The organism is Alloyangia pacifica (assembly GCF_900116195.1).
Taxonomy (GTDB): Bacteria; Pseudomonadota; Alphaproteobacteria; order Rhodobacterales; family Rhodobacteraceae; genus Salipiger; species Salipiger pacificus.
In genome coordinates, this window is the sequence record NZ_FOZW01000005.1 from 188409 (window position 1) to 204318 (window position 15910).

Sequence of the window (15910 nt, forward strand, 5' to 3'; positions counted from 1 at the left end):
CAGCAGTGCACCAGGACCCTCGGGAGACAGCCGGATGCTGCGCCAGTTCTTCGCCTACTACCGCCCGCACATGCGGCTCTTCTGGCTCGACTTCGGCTCCGCCGTGCTGTCGGGGCTGCTCGAGCTCGCCTTCCCTCTCGCCATCGCCGGCTTCATCGACCACCTGCTGCCCGGCGGCAACTGGACGCTGACCATTCTGGCGGCCATCGGGCTGGTGGCAGTCTATCTGATCAACGCGGGTCTGATGATCGTGGTGACCTACTGGGGCCACATGCTGGGCATCAACATCGAGACAGAAATGCGCAGCAAGGCCTTCGCGCATCTCACAAAACTGAGCTGGGGCTGGTACGACCGCGCCGAGACCGGCAAGCTGGTGGCGCGGGTGACCCGCGATCTCGAGGAGATCGGCGAGGTCGCCCACCACGGCCCCGAGGACCTCTTCATCGCGGTCATGACCTTTGCCGGGGCCTTCGGCCTCATGGCCTGGATCCACCTGCCGCTGGCGCTGATGACGCTGGTGATCGTGCCGGTGATGGTCTGGCTGATCGCCGTCTACGGCGGCCGGATGACCCAGACCTGGCAGGCGATCTACGGCCGCGTCGGCGCTTTCAACGTGCGGCTCGAGGAAAGCCTCGGCGGCATCCGCGTGGTGCAGGCCTTCTCCAACGAGGGGCACGAGCGTGCGCTCTTCGAGCAGGACAACCGCCGCTACCGTGAGACCAAGCTCGACGCCTACCGCATCCTCGCCAAGCTCAGCGCGCTGCACTACAGCGGCATGCGCATGGTGCAGGTGGTGGTGATGGTGGCCGGCGCCGGCTTCGTGTTCAATGGCTCGCTCTCCGAGGGCGGCTTCATCGGCTTCCTGCTGCTGGTGAACGTCTTCTTCCGACCGCTCGAGAAAATCGCCGCGGTGATGGAGACCTACCCGCGCGGCATCGCCGGCTTCCGGCGCTACACCGAGCTACTGGCCACCGAGGCCGACATTGCAGACACACCCGATGCCGCCCCCGCCCCGGCGTTCCGGGGCGAGATCCGCTTCGACAAGGTCAGCTTCGCCTATGACGGCGCGCGCGGCGTGCTGCACGAGGTCTCGCTCGACATCAACCCCGGCGAGACTGTGGCGCTGGTCGGCCCCTCCGGCGCAGGCAAGTCTAGCCTGATGGCACTGCTGCCGCGGTTCTACGAGCCCACGGGCGGCGAGATCCGCATTGATGGCATCCCGATCCGCCAAATGACCCTCGCCTCGCTGCGCAGCCAGATCGGGCTTGTGTCGCAGGACGTCTTCCTCTTCGGCGGCACGCTGCGCGCCAACATCGCCTACGGCAAGCTCGGCGCGACCGAGGAAGAGATTCGCGCCGCCGTCGCCCATGCCCAGCTTGGTCCGCTCGTCGAGACTCTGCCCGACGGCCTCGACACGGTGGTCGGCGAGCGCGGGGTGATGCTCTCGGGCGGGCAGCGGCAGCGCGTGGCCATCGCCCGGGTGTTCCTGAAGAACCCGCCCATCCTGCTGCTCGACGAGGCAACCTCGGCGCTCGACCGCACCACCGAACGCGAGGTGCAGGCGGCGCTGTCGCGGCTGGCGGTGGGACGCACCACGCTGGTCATCGCGCACCGGCTCAACACCGTGCGTGACGCCGACCACATCGTGGTGCTCGAGCAGGGACGCGTGGTCGAGCGCGGCAGCCACGATGCGCTGATCGAGGCAAAAGCCGCCTACTACGAATTGGCAAGCTGAGAGCCGCGGCGAGGCGCTCGAGCGGCGCGCCTCTCCTGCTTCCACATGGTCAAAATATCCCGGGGGAGTCCGCACAGCGGACGGGGGCAGAGCCCCCGCGCGCCTCCATATCAAATCCCCTTTCGCACCCTTGCCAGTCGCCGGACATGCAAAGACGCCGACCCACACACACGGGCCGGCGCCTTCACGAGGGAACCTGGATCAGAGACGGATGTCGTCGAGGCGCTGGTCGCCGGGCAGCTTCGAGCGTTCGAGGATGATCTGCGAGATCGCCCGCGCCCGCACCGGGCTCAGCGCCGCCATGATCGGCGCCGCGTCGCGCTCGTTCATCGTGCCCAGCACCATGACCGAGACCTCGATGTCGAGATCGTTCATGATGGTCGCCGCATCCTTCGGCTTCATGTTCCGATAGAGCGCGACCAGCCGGTCGACGTCGGAGGTATGCGCGGCCTTGACCTTCTCGAGCAGCCCCTCGAGTTCCACCTTCAGATCCGCCAGCTGCTGCTGTTCGACCTCGAGCGTTTCGCGCGCGAGATCGAGTTCCGCCTCGCGCTGCGCGTAGCGGTCCTTCTGCGCCAGAAGAAGTTCGCGCTCGGCACGGATGGAGGCAAGCAGTTCCTCGGGCCCGCCCTCGCAGAGCATCGCCGGATCCGCGGCGGCCTCGGTGGCGGCGCCCGGCACGGGAGCCGGCTCCGGCTCGCTGCTCGCGGCAGAAGCCGCGGCAACGAACATGGTCTGCTCCGGCTGCTGCTGTTGCGTCTTCGCGGCGAATTGCGGCTCGTTCGCCAGGGTCACACCGATCTTGCCAATCACGGCGACGGCCAGGCCGATGAGGAGGAAGGTGATGGGGCGCATGGGTCTCAGGCCTCGCGGTTGCGCACGGTTTCGAAGAACCCGCGTACCAGTTCGGACTTTCCGGAGACGGAGGCCGTGCCCACGGGGCGGCTCGGGCGATCGCGCGTGGTGCGGAACGAGGCCGCCTCGCCGCGGCTCAACTCCGGTTCACGCTGGCGCCGGCCACGGGAATCCGCAGCCTGTTCGCCAGCATCGCGCAGGGCCGAAACCGTCGATTCCGATTTGTCCACCGCAGCAGAGAAACTGCCGATCATCGGCTCCAGGTCGCGCAGCGCCGCCATCAGCACCCGGACGCGACGATCCACGACCCAAGCGTAGGTCAGCGTCCCGACGAGAAGCACCAGAATGGCAATGTCAATCAAGAAGGACATTGGGCAAATCCTCTTCTTCGTACAATTTTTCAGAAACTTTGAGGGCAATCTTGCCGTTCTTTCGGCGCCCCACCTCGGCCCGCGCGATATGCTTGCCGGTGACGCAAAGGGTGACCGGATCATCGATCTGCACCCCCAGGTCGAGCACCTGCCCAGGCACCCAGGAGAGCACCTCGCGCAGCGAGATCCGCGCCTCTCCGAGGACCGCGGCAACCGGAATGTTGGTGGTGCCCAGCTTGTCGGTCAGCTTCATGCGCCAGCCGGTGTCGCCACCGAGCTGCCCGCCGGTGAAGTTCTGCGACAGCACGTCGCTCACCGCGTCGAGGGCTGTGGTCGGCAGCAGGAAGACCATCTCGCCGATGCGGTCCTCGATATTGATCCGCAGCACCGCCCGCGCACAGGAGCTTGTCGGCGGCGCCAGAAGCAGCGCCTTGGGGTTGGTCTCCAGATGGCTGATCTCGAAGCTCACCGGCGTGACCTTTTCGAAGGCCACCGAAAGCTCCTTGAGCGTCTCCTCGCAGAACGCCTTGCCGATGCGCTTTTCAATGCTGGTGAAGCTGCGCGGGGCGCGCGGGCTTTCCGGCACCGTGCGACCGCCGAAGGTGATCTCGAGGATCGAATAGAGCAGTTCCGGCCGCAGCGCCGCCGCGATTGTGCCACTCCATTCCGCCGCCTCGGTCACGCCGATCAGCGAAGGCTCCGACAGCGAGTCGATCGCATCCTGACACGTCAGGTAGTCGACCTTGTCGAGCGAAACGTCGACCATGGCCCCAAGATAGGCCTTGAGCACCTGTGCCAGCGACAGGGCGAAGCGGTCGAACACCACCTCGAGCATCGGCAGCCGCGCGTAGGAGCGCTTGGCGCGTTCGACAATCAGCTCCTCGACGGCGCGCGTGTCGATGGTGATCGTGCTTTGCTCGGTCATTGGATGATCAGGTCCGCGATGAGAAATTCCAGCGGCGCCTCGCTGTCGGTGATCGCCCGCGCGCGGCGCAGCAGTTCGGCCTTGAGCCGGGCCAGCCCGATCGACCCCTGCAGGTCGCTCTCGTTGAGCTGCCGCAGGTAGTCCTGGAAACTGTCACGCAGGAAAAGCTGACGGTTCTCGATGGCCTCGGCCCCCGGAATCGAATTGTCGTAGATCAGCGCAAGGTTCAGCTTGAGAAAGCGCGAGGTCTGCCGCCCGGTCGCGGTGGTCGCCGTGATATTGACGATGATTTCCTGGAACGGCAGCGAGATGATGTTCTTGGTCGTCCCGGACCCAGCGCCCCCCGCACCGATCGCCGCTGGCGAGGCGGCGGGCGAGGCCGACGGCGCGTGTCCTGCAGCCTGATCCTGCGGCGCATCCTTACCGGAAATCATCGCGGTCAGCCGTTCCGGCCCGGCCGCAGCCACCAGCCCGGCCAGAAGAGCCACGGCACAAGCGAAGGCAATCGCAAGGACGATCACCAGCTTCCCCCGCTTTGAGGTGCCGTCGGTATTGCTCTCGGTCATTGTCGCGTCAGCCATGGACCGTCTTTGAAAGTGGTGGTTAATCTTGTTCGACTATGCGTGGAATCTTCAAATTAAGCAAGCAGAACTTCCGGTATAGTTCTTGAGTACCAAGAACAGTTGTGTTTATTCTTGCCGCAGGCGACACCATAGGGCGCAGGACACGTGCAGGCGATACTGGAAAATCTCAAATCGCTGGGCTGGCGACGGCTCTCGGTGCTTGGAGGAACGGGTCTTGCCCTTGTTCTTGCGGTGTTTTTCGGCCTCTCGGTCATCACCACGCCGGACTATGTTTCTCTCTACCGCGACCTGAATCCGGCAGATGCCGCCCGCATCGTCGACTCGCTCGAAGCCGCCGGCATCCGCAGCCGCACCGACACTGCGGGCACCGCGGTCAGCGTGCCGGCCGAGGACATGGCCCGCGCCCGCATGGAGCTGGCCTCGCTCGGCCTGCCCAACGAGGGCACGCCGGGCTGGGAGCTTTTCGACGAACAGAGCGGTCTGGGCATGAACAGCTTCATGCAACGAGTGAACCGGATGCGCGCCATGGAAGGCGAGCTTGCACGCTCGATCCAGACCATCGACGGCGTCGAGGCGGCTCGCGTCCACCTCGTCATGCCCGAACGCGAGCCGTTTTCGCGCGAGCGCCCCACCCCTTCGGCTTCGGTGATCGTCCGCGGCTCGCGGCAGATCGGGATGAAGCAGGCGCATGCGATTCGCTCTCTGGTTGCATCCGCCGTGCCCGACCTCGCCCCGGCGCAGGTCACCGTGCTCTCGGCCTCGGGCGAAACGATCCTCGCCGACGACGGCGAGGCGGGCAGTGAGGCGTCGCTGCAATCGGCCCGGGCGCAGATCGAGGACCGGCTGAGCCAGCGGATCACCCAAATCCTTTCGGCCCGGGTCGGTGCCGGCAACGCCCGCGTCACGGTCAGCGTCGATCTGACGAGCGAGCGGCAGGTTGTGCGCGAGCAGACCTACGACCCCGACCAGCGGGTGGTGCGCTCGACCGAGACCCGCGAGGAAACCACCCAGGACCAGCGAGCCGCCAGCGGCGAGGTCGGCGTCGCCGACGACGTGCCCGCCGCGCTCGCCGATGCGGTGCCCGGGACGAATTCGAACAGCTCGAACACCAACAACGAGATCGTCAACTACGAGATCGGCGGCAAACAGGTCGAGACGGTGCGCGAGCCCGGCGATGTGGAACGCATGTCGGTCGCGGTATTGATCAACGGCATCTACAACGTGCAGCCTGACGGCTCGGTGGAGTACGAGGAACGTGGCCCCGACGAGTTGGAGCGCCTGCAGGCGCTGGTGCAGAGCGCCATGGGCTTCGACGAGGCGCGCGGCGACTCGATCGAGGTGGTGAGCCTGCGCTTCATGGACTACTCGATGGACGTCGGCGAGCCGGTGGCCCGCAGCTTCACGCAGGTTCTCTCCGAAAACATTGGCACGATCCTGCGCGGCCTCTTCGCGCTGGGTCTGGTCGCCGCGGTGCTCGCTTTCGCGGTGCGCCCGGCGCTGTCCAAACTGATGGCCGCCAATGGCGAGGTCGAAGGCCCCAAGGCGGGCGGCCTGCCGGCCCCGGATGCCGCGCCTGCCCTCCCGGGCGCAAAGGCGCCGCCGGGACTTCCCGGGCAGTCCAACGTGACGCAGCTCCACGCCGGGCAGCAGGGCGGCGCAGGCGCCGAGCAGGTCTTCCACAGCGGCACGGTGCTCGATCCGATTCCGGAGGGCGGCGAAGAGATGGTGTCCTTCGCCTCGGTGCAGGGTGGCGTGCAGCGTGGCTGGATCAACACCGTCGGTGAGCTGATCGAACGCGAGCCCGACGACGCGATCAAGGTGGTCAAAAGCTGGCTTGCAGAAGGGTCCGCGACATGAGCTTCATCTTCGACCGCAACTTCGACACCGAGGCCGATGCGCAGCGGCGCGGCGAGCAGGTCAAGGCCGGCGCGATCTATACCCGCGCGGAGTTCGACGCGGCGGTGAGCGCGGCCCGGACCGAGGGGTTCGAGGCAGGGCTCACCCAGGGCCGCGACGAGGCCTCCAATGCCGCGCAGCAGAACACCAGCGCCCGCCAGGCCAGTGCCATCGAGGCGGTGGCCCCCGCGCTGCAGGCGCTGTTCGCGGACGCCGATCACCACCACGCGGTGCTGGAGTCGCAGATGGTCGGCTTCGCGCTCTCGGTGCTGCGTCAGGTGGCGCCCGCGACCGGTGCGGCCCTTGCCGAGCAGGAAGCGCTGCAGGAAGCCCGCGGCGTCGTGCGCATGGCGCTCGGCGCGGCCGAGCTGAAACTGCGCTTTGCACCCGAGGTCACCGAGAGCAGCGCCGCGGAGATCCACCGCGTGGCCCGACAGTCCGGCTTTGGCGGGCGCATCGAGATCAAGCCCGACCCGGCCTTGGCGACAGGCGATGTCCGCGCCGAATGGGACCACGGGGTGATGACCTACAGTTTCAACGACATCTGCGAACGCATCCTCGGCGCGCTGGAAAGCAGCAAGGCCAGCATCGACGCGGCGATCGGGCAGGATCAGGCAGGAGAATAAGACATGATGGACGAGGCAGAGACCAAGCAGGCCGAAACCGGGGCCGCCGCGGCCGCCCCGAAGCCGGCAGAGAGCGGTCAGGGCATCGACGCGATGCTCAACGTCGGGCTGAACGTACAGATCGTTCTGGGCCAGACCCGCATGCCGATCGCGCAGCTGCTGAAGCTCAGCCGCGGCTCGATCATCGAGCTGGACAAGAGCATAGGTCAGCCGGTCGAGGTGATGATCAACGAACGCCTGGTGGCGCGCGGCGACCTGGTGCGCCTGCCCGACGACCGGCTCGGCGTCTCGCTGATCGAGATCGTCAAGGACTACGTGTCCGAAGAATGACCCGACATCCCGGCCAGCTTTCAACGGTGCTGACCTGCCTGCTTCTGGCGGCGGGGCTGTTGGTCGCTGCCGTGGGAACCGCGCAGGCGCAATCTGCGGGTTCGGACCTGCTGGGCGCGATCGGCGATGCGCTGAGCTCCGCCCCCGCCGGATCGGATGAGCGCGCTTCGCTCTCGGGGCGGATCATCCAGCTCATCGCGGCGATGACCGTGCTGTCGCTGGCGCCGGGGCTGCTGGTCATCATGACCAGTTTCACCCGCTTCGTGATCGTCTTTTCCATGCTGCGCTCGGCACTCGGCCTGAACCAGACGCCGCCCAACATGGTGCTGACCTCCATGGCGCTGTTCATGACCTTCTTCGTCATGCAGCCGGTGTTCGAGGATGCCTGGGAAGGCGGCGTGCAACCGCTGATGGAGAACTCGATCACCGAGGAGCAGGCGCTGGCAAGGATCGGCCAGCCGTTCAAGACCTTCATGTACGCCAACACCCGCGAGAAGGACATCGCGCTCTTCCACGACATCGCCGCGCGCAGCGATGCGGGCGGCGCGGAGGTCGACCCCGGCCCCCTGCCCGAGGGTGCCGAGGCGGTCGGCTGGCGCGAGCTGGTGCCGGCCTTCATGATCTCGGAGCTGCGCCGCGCCTTCTCGATCGGCTTCCTGATCTACCTGCCCTTCCTGGTGATCGACCTGATCGTCGCCTCGGTGCTGATGAGCGCGGGCATGATGATGCTGCCGCCGGTGCTGATCTCGCTGCCGTTCAAGGTGATCTTCTTCGTGCTGATCGACGGCTGGTACATGCTGGCCGGAAGCCTGATGGAAAGTTATCTGCCGCTCTCCGGAGCGGGCTGACACACATGATTGGAGCCGCCAGATGGCTGTAGCGAACGTCCAACGCACCACGACGACCAACCCCGCCGGTCAGGCCGCGCGGCGCAAGCTGAGCGGACCGCAGAAGGCCGCGATCCTGTTTCTGTGCCTTGGCGAAAAGCGCGGCTCGGCGCTGATGCAGCAGCTCGACGACGACGAGATCCAGCGCGTCACCCGCGCCATGTCCGGCCTCGGCTCGATCTCGTCGGAAACCGTCGAGCAGGTGCTGTCGGATTTCGTCGAGGACATGACCAACGGCGGCGGCGTGGTGGGCTCCTTCGCGGTGGCCGAGAACCTGCTCCGCTCGCTGCTGCCCGGTGAACAGGTCGAGGGCATCCTCAAGGACATCCGCGGCCCGCTGAAGGAGCGCGACCTCTGGGCGCGGTTCAGCGGCCTGTCGGAGAACGTCATCGCCAACTACCTTAAGGGCGAGCACGAGCAGACCATCGCCGCGATCCTCACCAACGTGAAAACCGACGTGGCGGCGAAGGTGCTGCCGCTGCTGGGGCCGGAGAAGATGAACAGCGTCGTCGAGCGGATGATCCGCATGGAGGCGGTGCCGCATCACATGATGCGCCAGATCGAGGAGTCGCTGCAGAGCGATATCATCAACGCGGGCGCCCAGCCGACAACGGCGGAACAGCACCAGCGCATGGCGGATCTCTTCAACAAGCTCGACCGCGGCGCCTTCGACGCCATGGCCCCGGCGCTGGAGACCTCGATCCCGGACTCCTTCGCGGCGATCAAGGCCAAGATGTTCACCTTCGAGGACCTGGTAAAGCTCGAGCCGATGGATCTTGCGCGGATCATGCGCGGCGTGCCCGGCAACACCCTGCCCACGGCGCTGCGCGGCGCAAGCCAGGACGCGCGCGACGCCTTCCTCAACGCCTTGCCCGGCCGCTCGCGCGACATGCTGATGGAAGAGATGGAGAGCATGGGGCCGGTGCGCCGCCGCGACGTGACCTCCGCGCAGACGCTGATGCTCGACTACGCGCGCACGCTGGCCGACGAAGACCAGATCAGCCTGCCGCTCGGCGACGAAGACGACGAGATGTACTGAACGGAAGCGCCGGGTTTCAGCGGAGCTTGTAGCCGCTGAAACCCTGGATCGTGTCGATGTCGATGGTGACCGGCACGAAGCTGCCCGACGAGGCGCTCATCGCGCTGGATACGAGCGTCACCACGGAGTTGGTCGATACGGTATCGCTGTTGGCGTCGCTGATCGCGGCGAACTTGCTCACCAGCGACTCGACATAATCCTCGTCGCCCAGCCTGTCGATGTCGACGCGCTCTGCCAGCAGCGCCGCCTGCCGGTCGATATCGCCGCTGGCAATCTCGTCCGGCAGCCCGAGCGCGGTCCGGATGAACTGCGCCATGTCCTCGTCCTTGAGGAGGTCATAGGCCGACTCGACAGTCGCGGCCTTGCGGCGGAACTGCAGCGCAAGGCCAAGCGCTTCGTTGTCGTCTGCCTTGGCGTTCACATAGGTGGTGTCGACATAGGCATCGACGATCTTGGCCTTCCACTCAGGGTCGATGGTGTTGCTGTTCGACGTCCCTCCGTCGGTGAAGCCCATCGCCTCGTAGAAGACCTCGAAGCGATCGTCCGTCAGCTTGTTCACCAGCGCGTCATCTTCTTCGATGTCGCTTTTGAGGATCTTGCCCATCATCGCCTTGCCGAAGATCTGGTCCTCGAGGTCGTAGGCCTTCATCACGAAACTGTAGAGCCGGTAGTCGCCGATCAGGTCGTCCACCGTTTCGACGTTCTCGATGTTCTCCATGAAATAGGCGATCTCGCGCGCGTGCTGCGGTTCGCTTTCGATCATCTCGTGCTCCTTGTCCTCGGTCTTGCCGATGAGACGAAGGGCGAGCGACGCGGAGAGGCCGGACATGGAAATCATCTGTGGATCCTCGGCAGATCTTCGGGGGAGACGGGGTCGAGACCTGCGGGGCCGAGCACTTCGACCTCGCGCTTCAAGAGCGGTCGCAGATCGCGCAGCGCGGTGAAGTACTCGCCCTGGCTGACGTTGTTCGCCGCCTCGAAGACATGGCTCGAGAGCTCGGCGGTGAACACGGTGGCCAGCTTCGCGAGCTGCTGCTGCGCTGCCTTAGTCAGGGAATCCCGGCGCTCCGGGTAGACCAGCGCGCTCTGGATAAGGAAATAGGCCGCACGGACGGGGGTCACGGCAGCCTCGGGTTTCAGCAGGTCGGTTTCGCGGATGATGTCGGCGCGGTTCTCGATGGTGAGCGTGGATTTCCGCCCGCCGTTGCGCATCATGCAGCCGTTGACGACGATCCGCTCAAAGGGTTTGAGAGTAAGATTGAGCGCCATCTTGATCCACTGCCGTCGGCGCCGGGCGGGCGGCCGAGAGCCCTGCAAGAATGTTCTGGTTCACATCGATCAGCGCCGGGAGACCCGGGCCGCCGCCAAGAACGGAGCCGCAAGTGCGGTCCACCCAGAGCGAGATCGACAGGAGATTGGCGCGCAGCGCCTGCGGCAGCGCGTTGCTGTCGCTGGCCAGGTCCCCCCGAAGCCGCTCCCAGAGCCGCCGGTTCTGGACGACCGCATCGCGCAGCCCCCCGGAGAGCACGGCCAACCGGGCCAGCTTTTCGGATGACGCGGCCCAGTCTTGCTGGTGCTCGCGCATGGCGCCGGTGATGCGGGCGAAGACTCGCGCCTCGATCTGCCTCGGCGACTCGCTTTCGCGGATGGTACGCTTGTATGCGGAGATGCTCATTGCCGTTCCTGCCTCTGCTCCCCCGACCTATCGCGGGGTGACTGTAAGCCGGGCCCGGTTTGTCCGATGCTCCGACGGAAAGGGGGCGCCTATGGCGCCCCCTCCTTATGCCATCAGAAGTCGCGCATATTCCAGAGAAATTACTGGAACAGCGACAGGATGCTCTGCGGCGAGGAGTTGGCGATCGACAGCGACTGCGTGGCCAGCTGCTGCTGGACCTGCAGCGCCTGCAGACGGGCCGCTTCCTCTTCCATATCGGCGTCAACCATGGCGCCAACACCGGTGTCGATGTTGTCGGTCAGATTGTTGAGGAACTCCTGCTGGTTCTCAATCGACTTCTCGGCGATGCCGAGCGAGGTCGCCGCGTCGGTTGCGTCGTCGAATGCCGTTTTCGCGTCCGCAAGTGCCGTCTGCAGGTCCCCTGCCGACAAGGCTGCGTCCGAGACATCGATTGCGGACAGGCTCGCCACGATCGACGAGAGATCGACCTTATTGAACGACATCGCGGTGGTATCGAGACCCCCGGTGCTGTCGCGCGTGATCCCGGTGACCACGCCGACGGCTGTTGCACCAACCGACAGAGCAAGCACGCCGCCGGAAGTACCCAAGACAATGTTCTCTGCCTGTGCGGCATTGACCAGATCATCGCCGTTGAACGTCGCCTGCTGAATGGTGTTCTTCATCTGGTTGATGAGACCGTTCAGTTCATCCTGGATCGCTTCGCGATCCACCGCGTCGCCCTGGGCGAAGGCCACACGCTCGGAGAAGGTTTCTGCCAGCGATGCAATCGACTCGGCACCCAGACGGGCGGTCGAGATCGAGTTCTTGGTCAGCGTGAGACCTTCGTCGATCGCCTTGTAGACCGAGCTGTCGGACGACATGGATTCAGAGATCGAGAAATATGCTGCGTTGTCCTTGCCCGACTGGATCTTCAGGCCGGTCGAGATACGGCTCTGAGTGCTCTCGAGGTTCTTGTTGATGCCGCGCAGCGTCGACAGCGCGTTCATCGCGCTTGCATTGGTATTGATGGAAGACATTGTACCTGCTCCGATTTCTATCGTTGGTTCTTCGCCGTTCTAGCGAAAACGGTTCTGCCGTGGCATTGCCATACCACGGCAGATTGGAGCAGCTGGTTAAGCCAGAGTTAAAGTCAGATAGATTGATCGTAGCGTTGCGCGCGAGCTACGCTTTGTGGCGATTTTGTGCCATCCTTATCATAGACCCCACGCAAACTCTGGCGCTCACGGATCCGGTCGATCTCCTTGGCAACCGCCCCGGTCGCCTCGGTCATCCGGCGCAACAGCGCGAGGTCGCTGTGGATCAGTTCGCGCAGGCCCGCGAGGCTGTCCCGCAGGCGTGCCGCAGCCGGATCATCGCCTTCCAGAAGCACATCGGGCTCGGCAAAGGCCGCCTCGATCTCGGCGAGCAGTTCCTGCTTTCGCGGGAAGAGCTCCTCGACACGTGCAAGCTCGCCGCGGCCGATGGCGGCGATTTCGTCGCGCAGCAGGCGTGCGAGCCGGTCGATCAGCGCATGCGCGCGCGGGCGGGTCATCTGGGTCATGCATCGTCTCCACGGCGGGCGGCGGCACCATAGGCCGACATCGCCTGTTCCAGGTTGCGGGCGATCCCGGCGCCCCCCTGCTCAGCCAGTTCCTTGCCAAAGGCCTCGGCCAGGAAATAGCGCCAATGCTCCTCGGCCTTGCCGCCACCGAAGTCGCCAAGGTCCACCTCGCTCAACATCTCGTTGACCATCTCGGTGAGGAACATCGCCTCGAATTCCTTGGCGGCGCTGGCGGGTGCATCGGGCGCGACGGCCCCGGGCTGCGCGATCTGCGCGCCGGTCACCTGCAACGCGGCCATGGAGGTCTTTACGTCCATGCGGTCTCTCCCTCAGATGATCTCGAGATCGGCGTGCAATGCGCCGGCGGCCTTGATGGCCTGCAGGATGGAAATTGTCTGCGTCGCCGTCAGCCCGATGGCATTCAGCGCATCGACGAGCCGCTGCAGGCTGACGTCCGCCCCCTCGAGAATGGTGAAGTGGGTCTCCTGCTCGTCGACACCGACGGTCGTGCGCGGCACGACGACGGTGGTACCACCGATGGTGATCGGCTCGGGCTGGCTGACCTCCGGGTCCTCGCGCACCATCACGGTTAGACCGCCCTGGCTCACCGCCACGCGATCGATCCGCACGTCCTCGCCGATGACGATGGTGCCCGAGCGCGCGTCGATCACCACCTTGGCCACGGCGTCGGGATCGACGCGGATGTTCTCGACGTCCGACATGATGCCGGCGATGTCGCCCTTGCCTGCTCCGTGCAGCGCCACCTCGACGGTGCCCGGATCGAGTGCCGTCGCGGTGTTGGTTCCCATACGCTTGTTGATCGCATCGGCCATGCGGGTCGCTGTGGTGAAATCCGGGTTGCGCAGCGCAATGCGCACGGAGTTCAGGGACGACAGCACAAACTCGACTTCGTTTTCCACCGTTGCGCCGTTTTCGATCCGCGCAACAGTCGGCACGCCCTCGACCACCGAGGCCGCCATGCCCTGCGCCGCGTAGCCTGCCACCGCGATGGGCCCCTGCGCCACCGCGTAAACCTCGCCATCGGCCCCGGTCAGCGGCGTGACGATCAGCGTGCCACCGCGAAGCGAGGTCGCATCGCCAAGCGAGGAGACCACCACGTCAATCGGCGAGCCGAGCCGCGCGAAGGGCGGCAGCATGGCGGTGACCATGACGGCGGCGGTGTTGCTGGTCTTGATCTTATCGTCGGACATATTGCCGACGCCGAGCCGTTCGAGCATCGCCTCGATGCTCTTTTCGGTGAACGGGCTGTTGCGTAGGCTGTCGCCCGTGCCGTTGAGCCCGACCACGAGGCCGTAACCTACAAGTTGGTTTTCCCGCACGCCCTCGAAGGTCGCGATGTCCTTGATCCGGACATCCGACGACGCGGGGAACGCCGCGAAGAGCGCCACGATGGCGGCACCGAGACAGGCTGCGATACGCATGGGACTCCCTAGGCTGCGGTCCTGTGTTCCAAGAACTAAACATCGAATTGCCAAACTATTCAACGACATTTTGCAAACTAATCATGCTATCCTTGTGTATTGCTTGACCTTGAGAAAAATACTTCGCATGATCGTGGCATCCAAGCATGGATAACCAGTGTCGGTCGGCTTTCGGGAGAGCAGTGTGCATATCTATCTTTACGAGCCACGTTCAAATTCTTTCGGCAGCCTTCTGTCCGAGCTGGATGCGGCGCAATGGCAGCCGGTGGCCGTCAGTGATGACTTTTTCGAACGCGAGCTCGAACTTCTGAGCAGCGACGGTTACGCCGACAGGCCAGTGCTCCTGTCCGAACAGCCGCGCACCGTCGAGCACATCTTCCGTCTGCGCAAATCCGGTTGCCGCAACCCGATCCTCGTGCTGCGCGATCAGCGCGATCCCGAGGCGGCAATGGAAGCGCTGGACGCGGGCGCCGACGACGACATCGTCGGCCCGCTCACCGGCCCCGAACTGCGGTCCCGTGTCAACGCCATCACCCGGCGGTTCCACGGTCACGCGGCAGGATCGGTGAAGATCGGCGATATCACCGCCTATTTCGACGGGCGCGATCCGGATATCGCGGGCACGCCGATGCGCCTGTCGCAGCGCGAACTGGCGATTTTCCAGCAGATCGCGCTGGCCGCCCCGCGCGTGGTGTCGAAGTCGGTGATCTACGACGCGGTCTATGGCATGGCCGAGGACCAACCCTTCGACAAGGTGATCGACGTCTACATCTGCCGGATCCGCAAGAAGATCGAGGAAATGTCGCCTTCGGGCGATCCGCACATCCGCACGATCCGCGGTCGCGGCTACAAACTGGCACCCGGCGCCGAAGCGAGCCTCGAGACCGAGGCACCCCGCCTCAGCCTCGCCAGCACGTCACATGTAGTTCAGAAAGCTCAGGTTGGATAGGCGGGCGCTGACCGTATAGCTCGCCTCCAGCTGGGTCTGCAGCGTGGTCACGTTGCTCGCCGCCTCGTAGGCATCCACCCCATCAAGCTCAAGCAGGCGGGTCTTATAGAGGATCGCCCGATCGGCGATGCGCTCGTTCTGCGCCTCGAGCCGGGCGGCCACGGTCGACACCTGCGTCTCACTGTCCAGAAGCCCGGCGCTGCCTGCCGAGATCGCGCTCACCGCCGCATCGACCCACTTACTGTAGGCCTCGCTGTCGTCGATCGTCGCCGGATCGAGCGAAGCCAGCATGGACAGACCCTTCACCACCTGCCGGAAGGCCTCGTCATCGGCCTGCACGCCGTAGGCAACGCTGACGCCATCGCCCAGGTTGGCACGCGCCGGCGCGTTGCCCGTCGATCCGTTGTAGAAGAGCGACTGGTAGTTGGTATCGGGATCGGCAGCGCTGTCGGAGAAGATGGCGTCGATCTCGGCGAGCGCGGCATCAACGTCCGCCACCGAGTTCAGCCCGCCGGACAGCAGGGACTCGAAGACACCCTGCGGCGACAGCCCGCTGTCGGCCTGCGCTTCGGACCAAGTCTGCAGCACATTGCTGGTGTTCGACACCCCTGCGAACAGGGCGGTGCCGCCGTAGGACTGACCGGCCTGCCCGATGAAGGCCTCGAGCGCCGCCTTCGCGGCAACCTGAATGCCGGAGGCGGCATCGCTCGAATGACCGGCGTTAGAAATCGCCACGTCGAGCACGTCCTGCACCGACTCGCGCATCGCGCTCAGCGACGTGGTCATCATCTCGAGCCGCGACAGCACCAGCGAGTTGGTCGTCGCCTGGGCCTCGTCACGATCCAGCGTCGCGTTGAGGCTGAGCGCCTCGGTCGCGCCGAGACCGATCGACTTGTAAATGTCGGCCTTGTAGCCGGTCGAAAGCTCCTGCTCGGCTTCCGACAGCCGGGTCGAGAGCTCGGCGTTCTGGTTGCGGCGCAGCAGGCTCGAATAGAGCGTCGAAGGGCCTTTGCTGAGATAAATCATGTCGGGTTC

At 65.3% G+C, this 15910-nt stretch carries 19 protein-coding genes; 7 read left to right on the plus strand and 12 right to left on the minus strand.

Annotated features, from left to right (window positions below; all coding sequences use genetic code 11):
- The first annotated feature begins 34 nt into the window (after nucleotides 1–34).
- A complete protein-coding gene (locus BM397_RS12330; protein WP_092424382.1) occupies nucleotides 35–1735 on the plus strand; it encodes an ABC transporter ATP-binding protein in 1701 nt (566 codons plus the stop codon).
- A gap of 201 nt (nucleotides 1736–1936) precedes the next feature.
- Here BM397_RS12330 and BM397_RS12335 read toward each other — a convergent pair whose 3' ends face one another.
- The 4 genes from BM397_RS12335 to BM397_RS12350 are packed head-to-tail and all read right to left on the minus strand — an operon-like array spanning nucleotide 1937 to nucleotide 4467.
- A complete protein-coding gene (locus BM397_RS12335; protein ID WP_092424384.1) occupies nucleotides 1937–2590 on the minus strand; it encodes a MotE family protein in 654 nt (217 codons plus the stop codon).
- A gap of 5 nt (nucleotides 2591–2595) precedes the next feature.
- The gene (locus BM397_RS12340; protein WP_092424386.1) at nucleotides 2596–2961 is read right to left on the minus strand and encodes a flagellar motor switch protein; all 366 of its coding nucleotides are present in this window, start codon (nucleotides 2959–2961) and stop codon (nucleotides 2596–2598) included.
- Complete coding sequence (locus BM397_RS12345; RefSeq protein WP_092424388.1) at nucleotides 2945–3886, minus strand: flagellar motor switch protein FliM; 942 nt, start codon at nucleotides 3884–3886, stop codon at nucleotides 2945–2947. Before BM397_RS12345 ends, BM397_RS12340 begins: the two co-directional genes overlap by 17 nt.
- Nucleotides 3883–4467, minus strand: coding sequence for a flagellar basal body-associated FliL family protein (locus BM397_RS12350; RefSeq protein ID WP_092424390.1), 585 nt, complete (start codon nucleotides 4465–4467; stop codon nucleotides 3883–3885). The genes BM397_RS12345 and BM397_RS12350 overlap by 4 nt, the downstream gene beginning before the upstream one ends.
- A gap of 147 nt (nucleotides 4468–4614) precedes the next feature.
- On the opposite strand from BM397_RS12350, the gene fliF reads away from it, so the two are divergent.
- The 5 genes from fliF to BM397_RS12375 are packed head-to-tail and all read left to right on the plus strand — an operon-like array spanning nucleotide 4615 to nucleotide 9248.
- Nucleotides 4615–6327, plus strand: coding sequence for a flagellar basal-body MS-ring/collar protein FliF (gene fliF, locus BM397_RS12355; RefSeq protein WP_092424392.1), 1713 nt, complete (start codon nucleotides 4615–4617; stop codon nucleotides 6325–6327).
- Nucleotides 6324–6992 carry a FliH/SctL family protein gene (locus BM397_RS12360; protein WP_092424394.1) on the plus strand — a complete coding sequence of 223 codons (669 nt, stop codon included), beginning with the start codon at nucleotides 6324–6326 and terminating at the stop codon, nucleotides 6990–6992. The genes fliF and BM397_RS12360 overlap by 4 nt, the downstream gene beginning before the upstream one ends.
- A gap of 3 nt (nucleotides 6993–6995) precedes the next feature.
- Nucleotides 6996–7322, plus strand: a complete 327-nt coding sequence (locus BM397_RS12365; protein ID WP_092424396.1) for a FliM/FliN family flagellar motor switch protein — start codon at nucleotides 6996–6998, stop codon at nucleotides 7320–7322.
- Nucleotides 7319–8170, plus strand: coding sequence for a flagellar type III secretion system pore protein FliP (gene fliP / locus BM397_RS12370; protein WP_092424398.1), 852 nt, complete (start codon nucleotides 7319–7321; stop codon nucleotides 8168–8170). Before BM397_RS12365 ends, fliP begins: the two co-directional genes overlap by 4 nt.
- Nucleotides 8171–8192: 22 nt before the next feature.
- A complete protein-coding gene (locus BM397_RS12375) occupies nucleotides 8193–9248 on the plus strand; it encodes a flagellar motor switch protein FliG (RefSeq protein ID WP_092424400.1) in 1056 nt (351 codons plus the stop codon).
- Between the two features lie 16 nt (nucleotides 9249–9264).
- Here the strand turns inward: BM397_RS12375 and BM397_RS12380 are convergent, their stop codons facing one another.
- From BM397_RS12380 to BM397_RS12410, 7 genes are all read right to left on the minus strand, one after another.
- On the minus strand, nucleotides 9265–10086 hold the full coding sequence (locus tag BM397_RS12380; protein WP_092424402.1) for a DUF1217 domain-containing protein: 822 nt from the start codon (nucleotides 10084–10086) through the stop codon (nucleotides 9265–9267).
- Nucleotides 10083–10517, minus strand: coding sequence for a flagellar biosynthesis repressor FlbT (locus tag BM397_RS12385; RefSeq protein WP_092424404.1), 435 nt, complete (start codon nucleotides 10515–10517; stop codon nucleotides 10083–10085). The genes BM397_RS12380 and BM397_RS12385 overlap by 4 nt, the downstream gene beginning before the upstream one ends.
- On the minus strand, nucleotides 10486–10923 hold the full coding sequence (locus BM397_RS12390; RefSeq protein ID WP_092424406.1) for a flagellar biosynthesis regulator FlaF: 438 nt from the start codon (nucleotides 10921–10923) through the stop codon (nucleotides 10486–10488). Before BM397_RS12390 ends, BM397_RS12385 begins: the two co-directional genes overlap by 32 nt.
- 140 nt (nucleotides 10924–11063) lie before the next feature.
- Nucleotides 11064–11960, minus strand: a complete 897-nt coding sequence (locus BM397_RS12395) for a flagellin N-terminal helical domain-containing protein (protein ID WP_092424408.1) — start codon at nucleotides 11958–11960, stop codon at nucleotides 11064–11066.
- 113 nt (nucleotides 11961–12073) lie between these two features.
- Nucleotides 12074–12484 (minus strand): hypothetical protein, encoded by a 411-nt coding sequence (locus BM397_RS12400; RefSeq protein WP_092424410.1) that lies wholly within the window; start codon nucleotides 12482–12484, stop codon nucleotides 12074–12076.
- Nucleotides 12481–12801 carry a rod-binding protein gene (locus BM397_RS12405; protein ID WP_092424412.1) on the minus strand — a complete coding sequence of 107 codons (321 nt, stop codon included), beginning with the start codon at nucleotides 12799–12801 and terminating at the stop codon, nucleotides 12481–12483. The genes BM397_RS12400 and BM397_RS12405 overlap by 4 nt, the downstream gene beginning before the upstream one ends.
- Nucleotides 12802–12813: 12 nt before the next feature.
- The gene (locus BM397_RS12410) at nucleotides 12814–13926 is read right to left on the minus strand and encodes a flagellar basal body P-ring protein FlgI (RefSeq protein WP_092424414.1); all 1113 of its coding nucleotides are present in this window, start codon (nucleotides 13924–13926) and stop codon (nucleotides 12814–12816) included.
- 184 nt (nucleotides 13927–14110) lie between these two features.
- On the opposite strand from BM397_RS12410, the gene BM397_RS12415 reads away from it, so the two are divergent.
- Nucleotides 14111–14875 carry a response regulator transcription factor gene (locus BM397_RS12415; protein WP_092424416.1) on the plus strand — a complete coding sequence of 255 codons (765 nt, stop codon included), beginning with the start codon at nucleotides 14111–14113 and terminating at the stop codon, nucleotides 14873–14875.
- Here the strand turns inward: BM397_RS12415 and BM397_RS12420 are convergent.
- Entirely contained in the window at nucleotides 14843–15901 is a 1059-nt protein-coding gene (locus tag BM397_RS12420; protein ID WP_092424418.1) for a flagellin, read from the minus strand. The two genes, BM397_RS12415 and BM397_RS12420, sit on opposite strands and share 33 nt — an antisense overlap.
- Nucleotides 15902–15910 lie beyond the last annotated feature (9 nt).

Coding starts and splice junctions, on each gene's coding strand:
- BM397_RS12330 (WP_092424382.1), top strand. CDS start 35: ATGCTGCGCCAGTTCTTCGCCTACTACCGCCCGCACATGCGGCTCTTC.
- BM397_RS12335 (WP_092424384.1), bottom strand. CDS start 2,590: ATGCGCCCCATCACCTTCCTCCTCATCGGCCTGGCCGTCGCCGTGATT.
- BM397_RS12340 (WP_092424386.1), bottom strand. CDS start 2,961: ATGTCCTTCTTGATTGACATTGCCATTCTGGTGCTTCTCGTCGGGACG.
- BM397_RS12345 (WP_092424388.1), bottom strand. CDS start 3,886: ATGACCGAGCAAAGCACGATCACCATCGACACGCGCGCCGTCGAGGAG.
- BM397_RS12350 (WP_092424390.1), bottom strand. CDS start 4,467: ATGGCTGACGCGACAATGACCGAGAGCAATACCGACGGCACCTCAAAG.
- BM397_RS12360 (WP_092424394.1), top strand. CDS start 6,324: ATGAGCTTCATCTTCGACCGCAACTTCGACACCGAGGCCGATGCGCAG.
- BM397_RS12365 (WP_092424396.1), top strand. CDS start 6,996: ATGATGGACGAGGCAGAGACCAAGCAGGCCGAAACCGGGGCCGCCGCG.
- fliP (WP_092424398.1), top strand. CDS start 7,319: ATGACCCGACATCCCGGCCAGCTTTCAACGGTGCTGACCTGCCTGCTT.
- BM397_RS12375 (WP_092424400.1), top strand. CDS start 8,193: ATGGCTGTAGCGAACGTCCAACGCACCACGACGACCAACCCCGCCGGT.
- BM397_RS12380 (WP_092424402.1), bottom strand. CDS start 10,086: ATGATTTCCATGTCCGGCCTCTCCGCGTCGCTCGCCCTTCGTCTCATC.
- BM397_RS12385 (WP_092424404.1), bottom strand. CDS start 10,517: ATGGCGCTCAATCTTACTCTCAAACCCTTTGAGCGGATCGTCGTCAAC.
- BM397_RS12390 (WP_092424406.1), bottom strand. CDS start 10,923: ATGAGCATCTCCGCATACAAGCGTACCATCCGCGAAAGCGAGTCGCCG.
- BM397_RS12395 (WP_092424408.1), bottom strand. CDS start 11,960: ATGTCTTCCATCAATACCAATGCAAGCGCGATGAACGCGCTGTCGACG.
- BM397_RS12400 (WP_092424410.1), bottom strand. CDS start 12,484: ATGACCCAGATGACCCGCCCGCGCGCGCATGCGCTGATCGACCGGCTC.
- BM397_RS12405 (WP_092424412.1), bottom strand. CDS start 12,801: ATGGACGTAAAGACCTCCATGGCCGCGTTGCAGGTGACCGGCGCGCAG.
- BM397_RS12410 (WP_092424414.1), bottom strand. CDS start 13,926: ATGCGTATCGCAGCCTGTCTCGGTGCCGCCATCGTGGCGCTCTTCGCG.
- BM397_RS12420 (WP_092424418.1), bottom strand. CDS start 15,901: ATGATTTATCTCAGCAAAGGCCCTTCGACGCTCTATTCGAGCCTGCTG.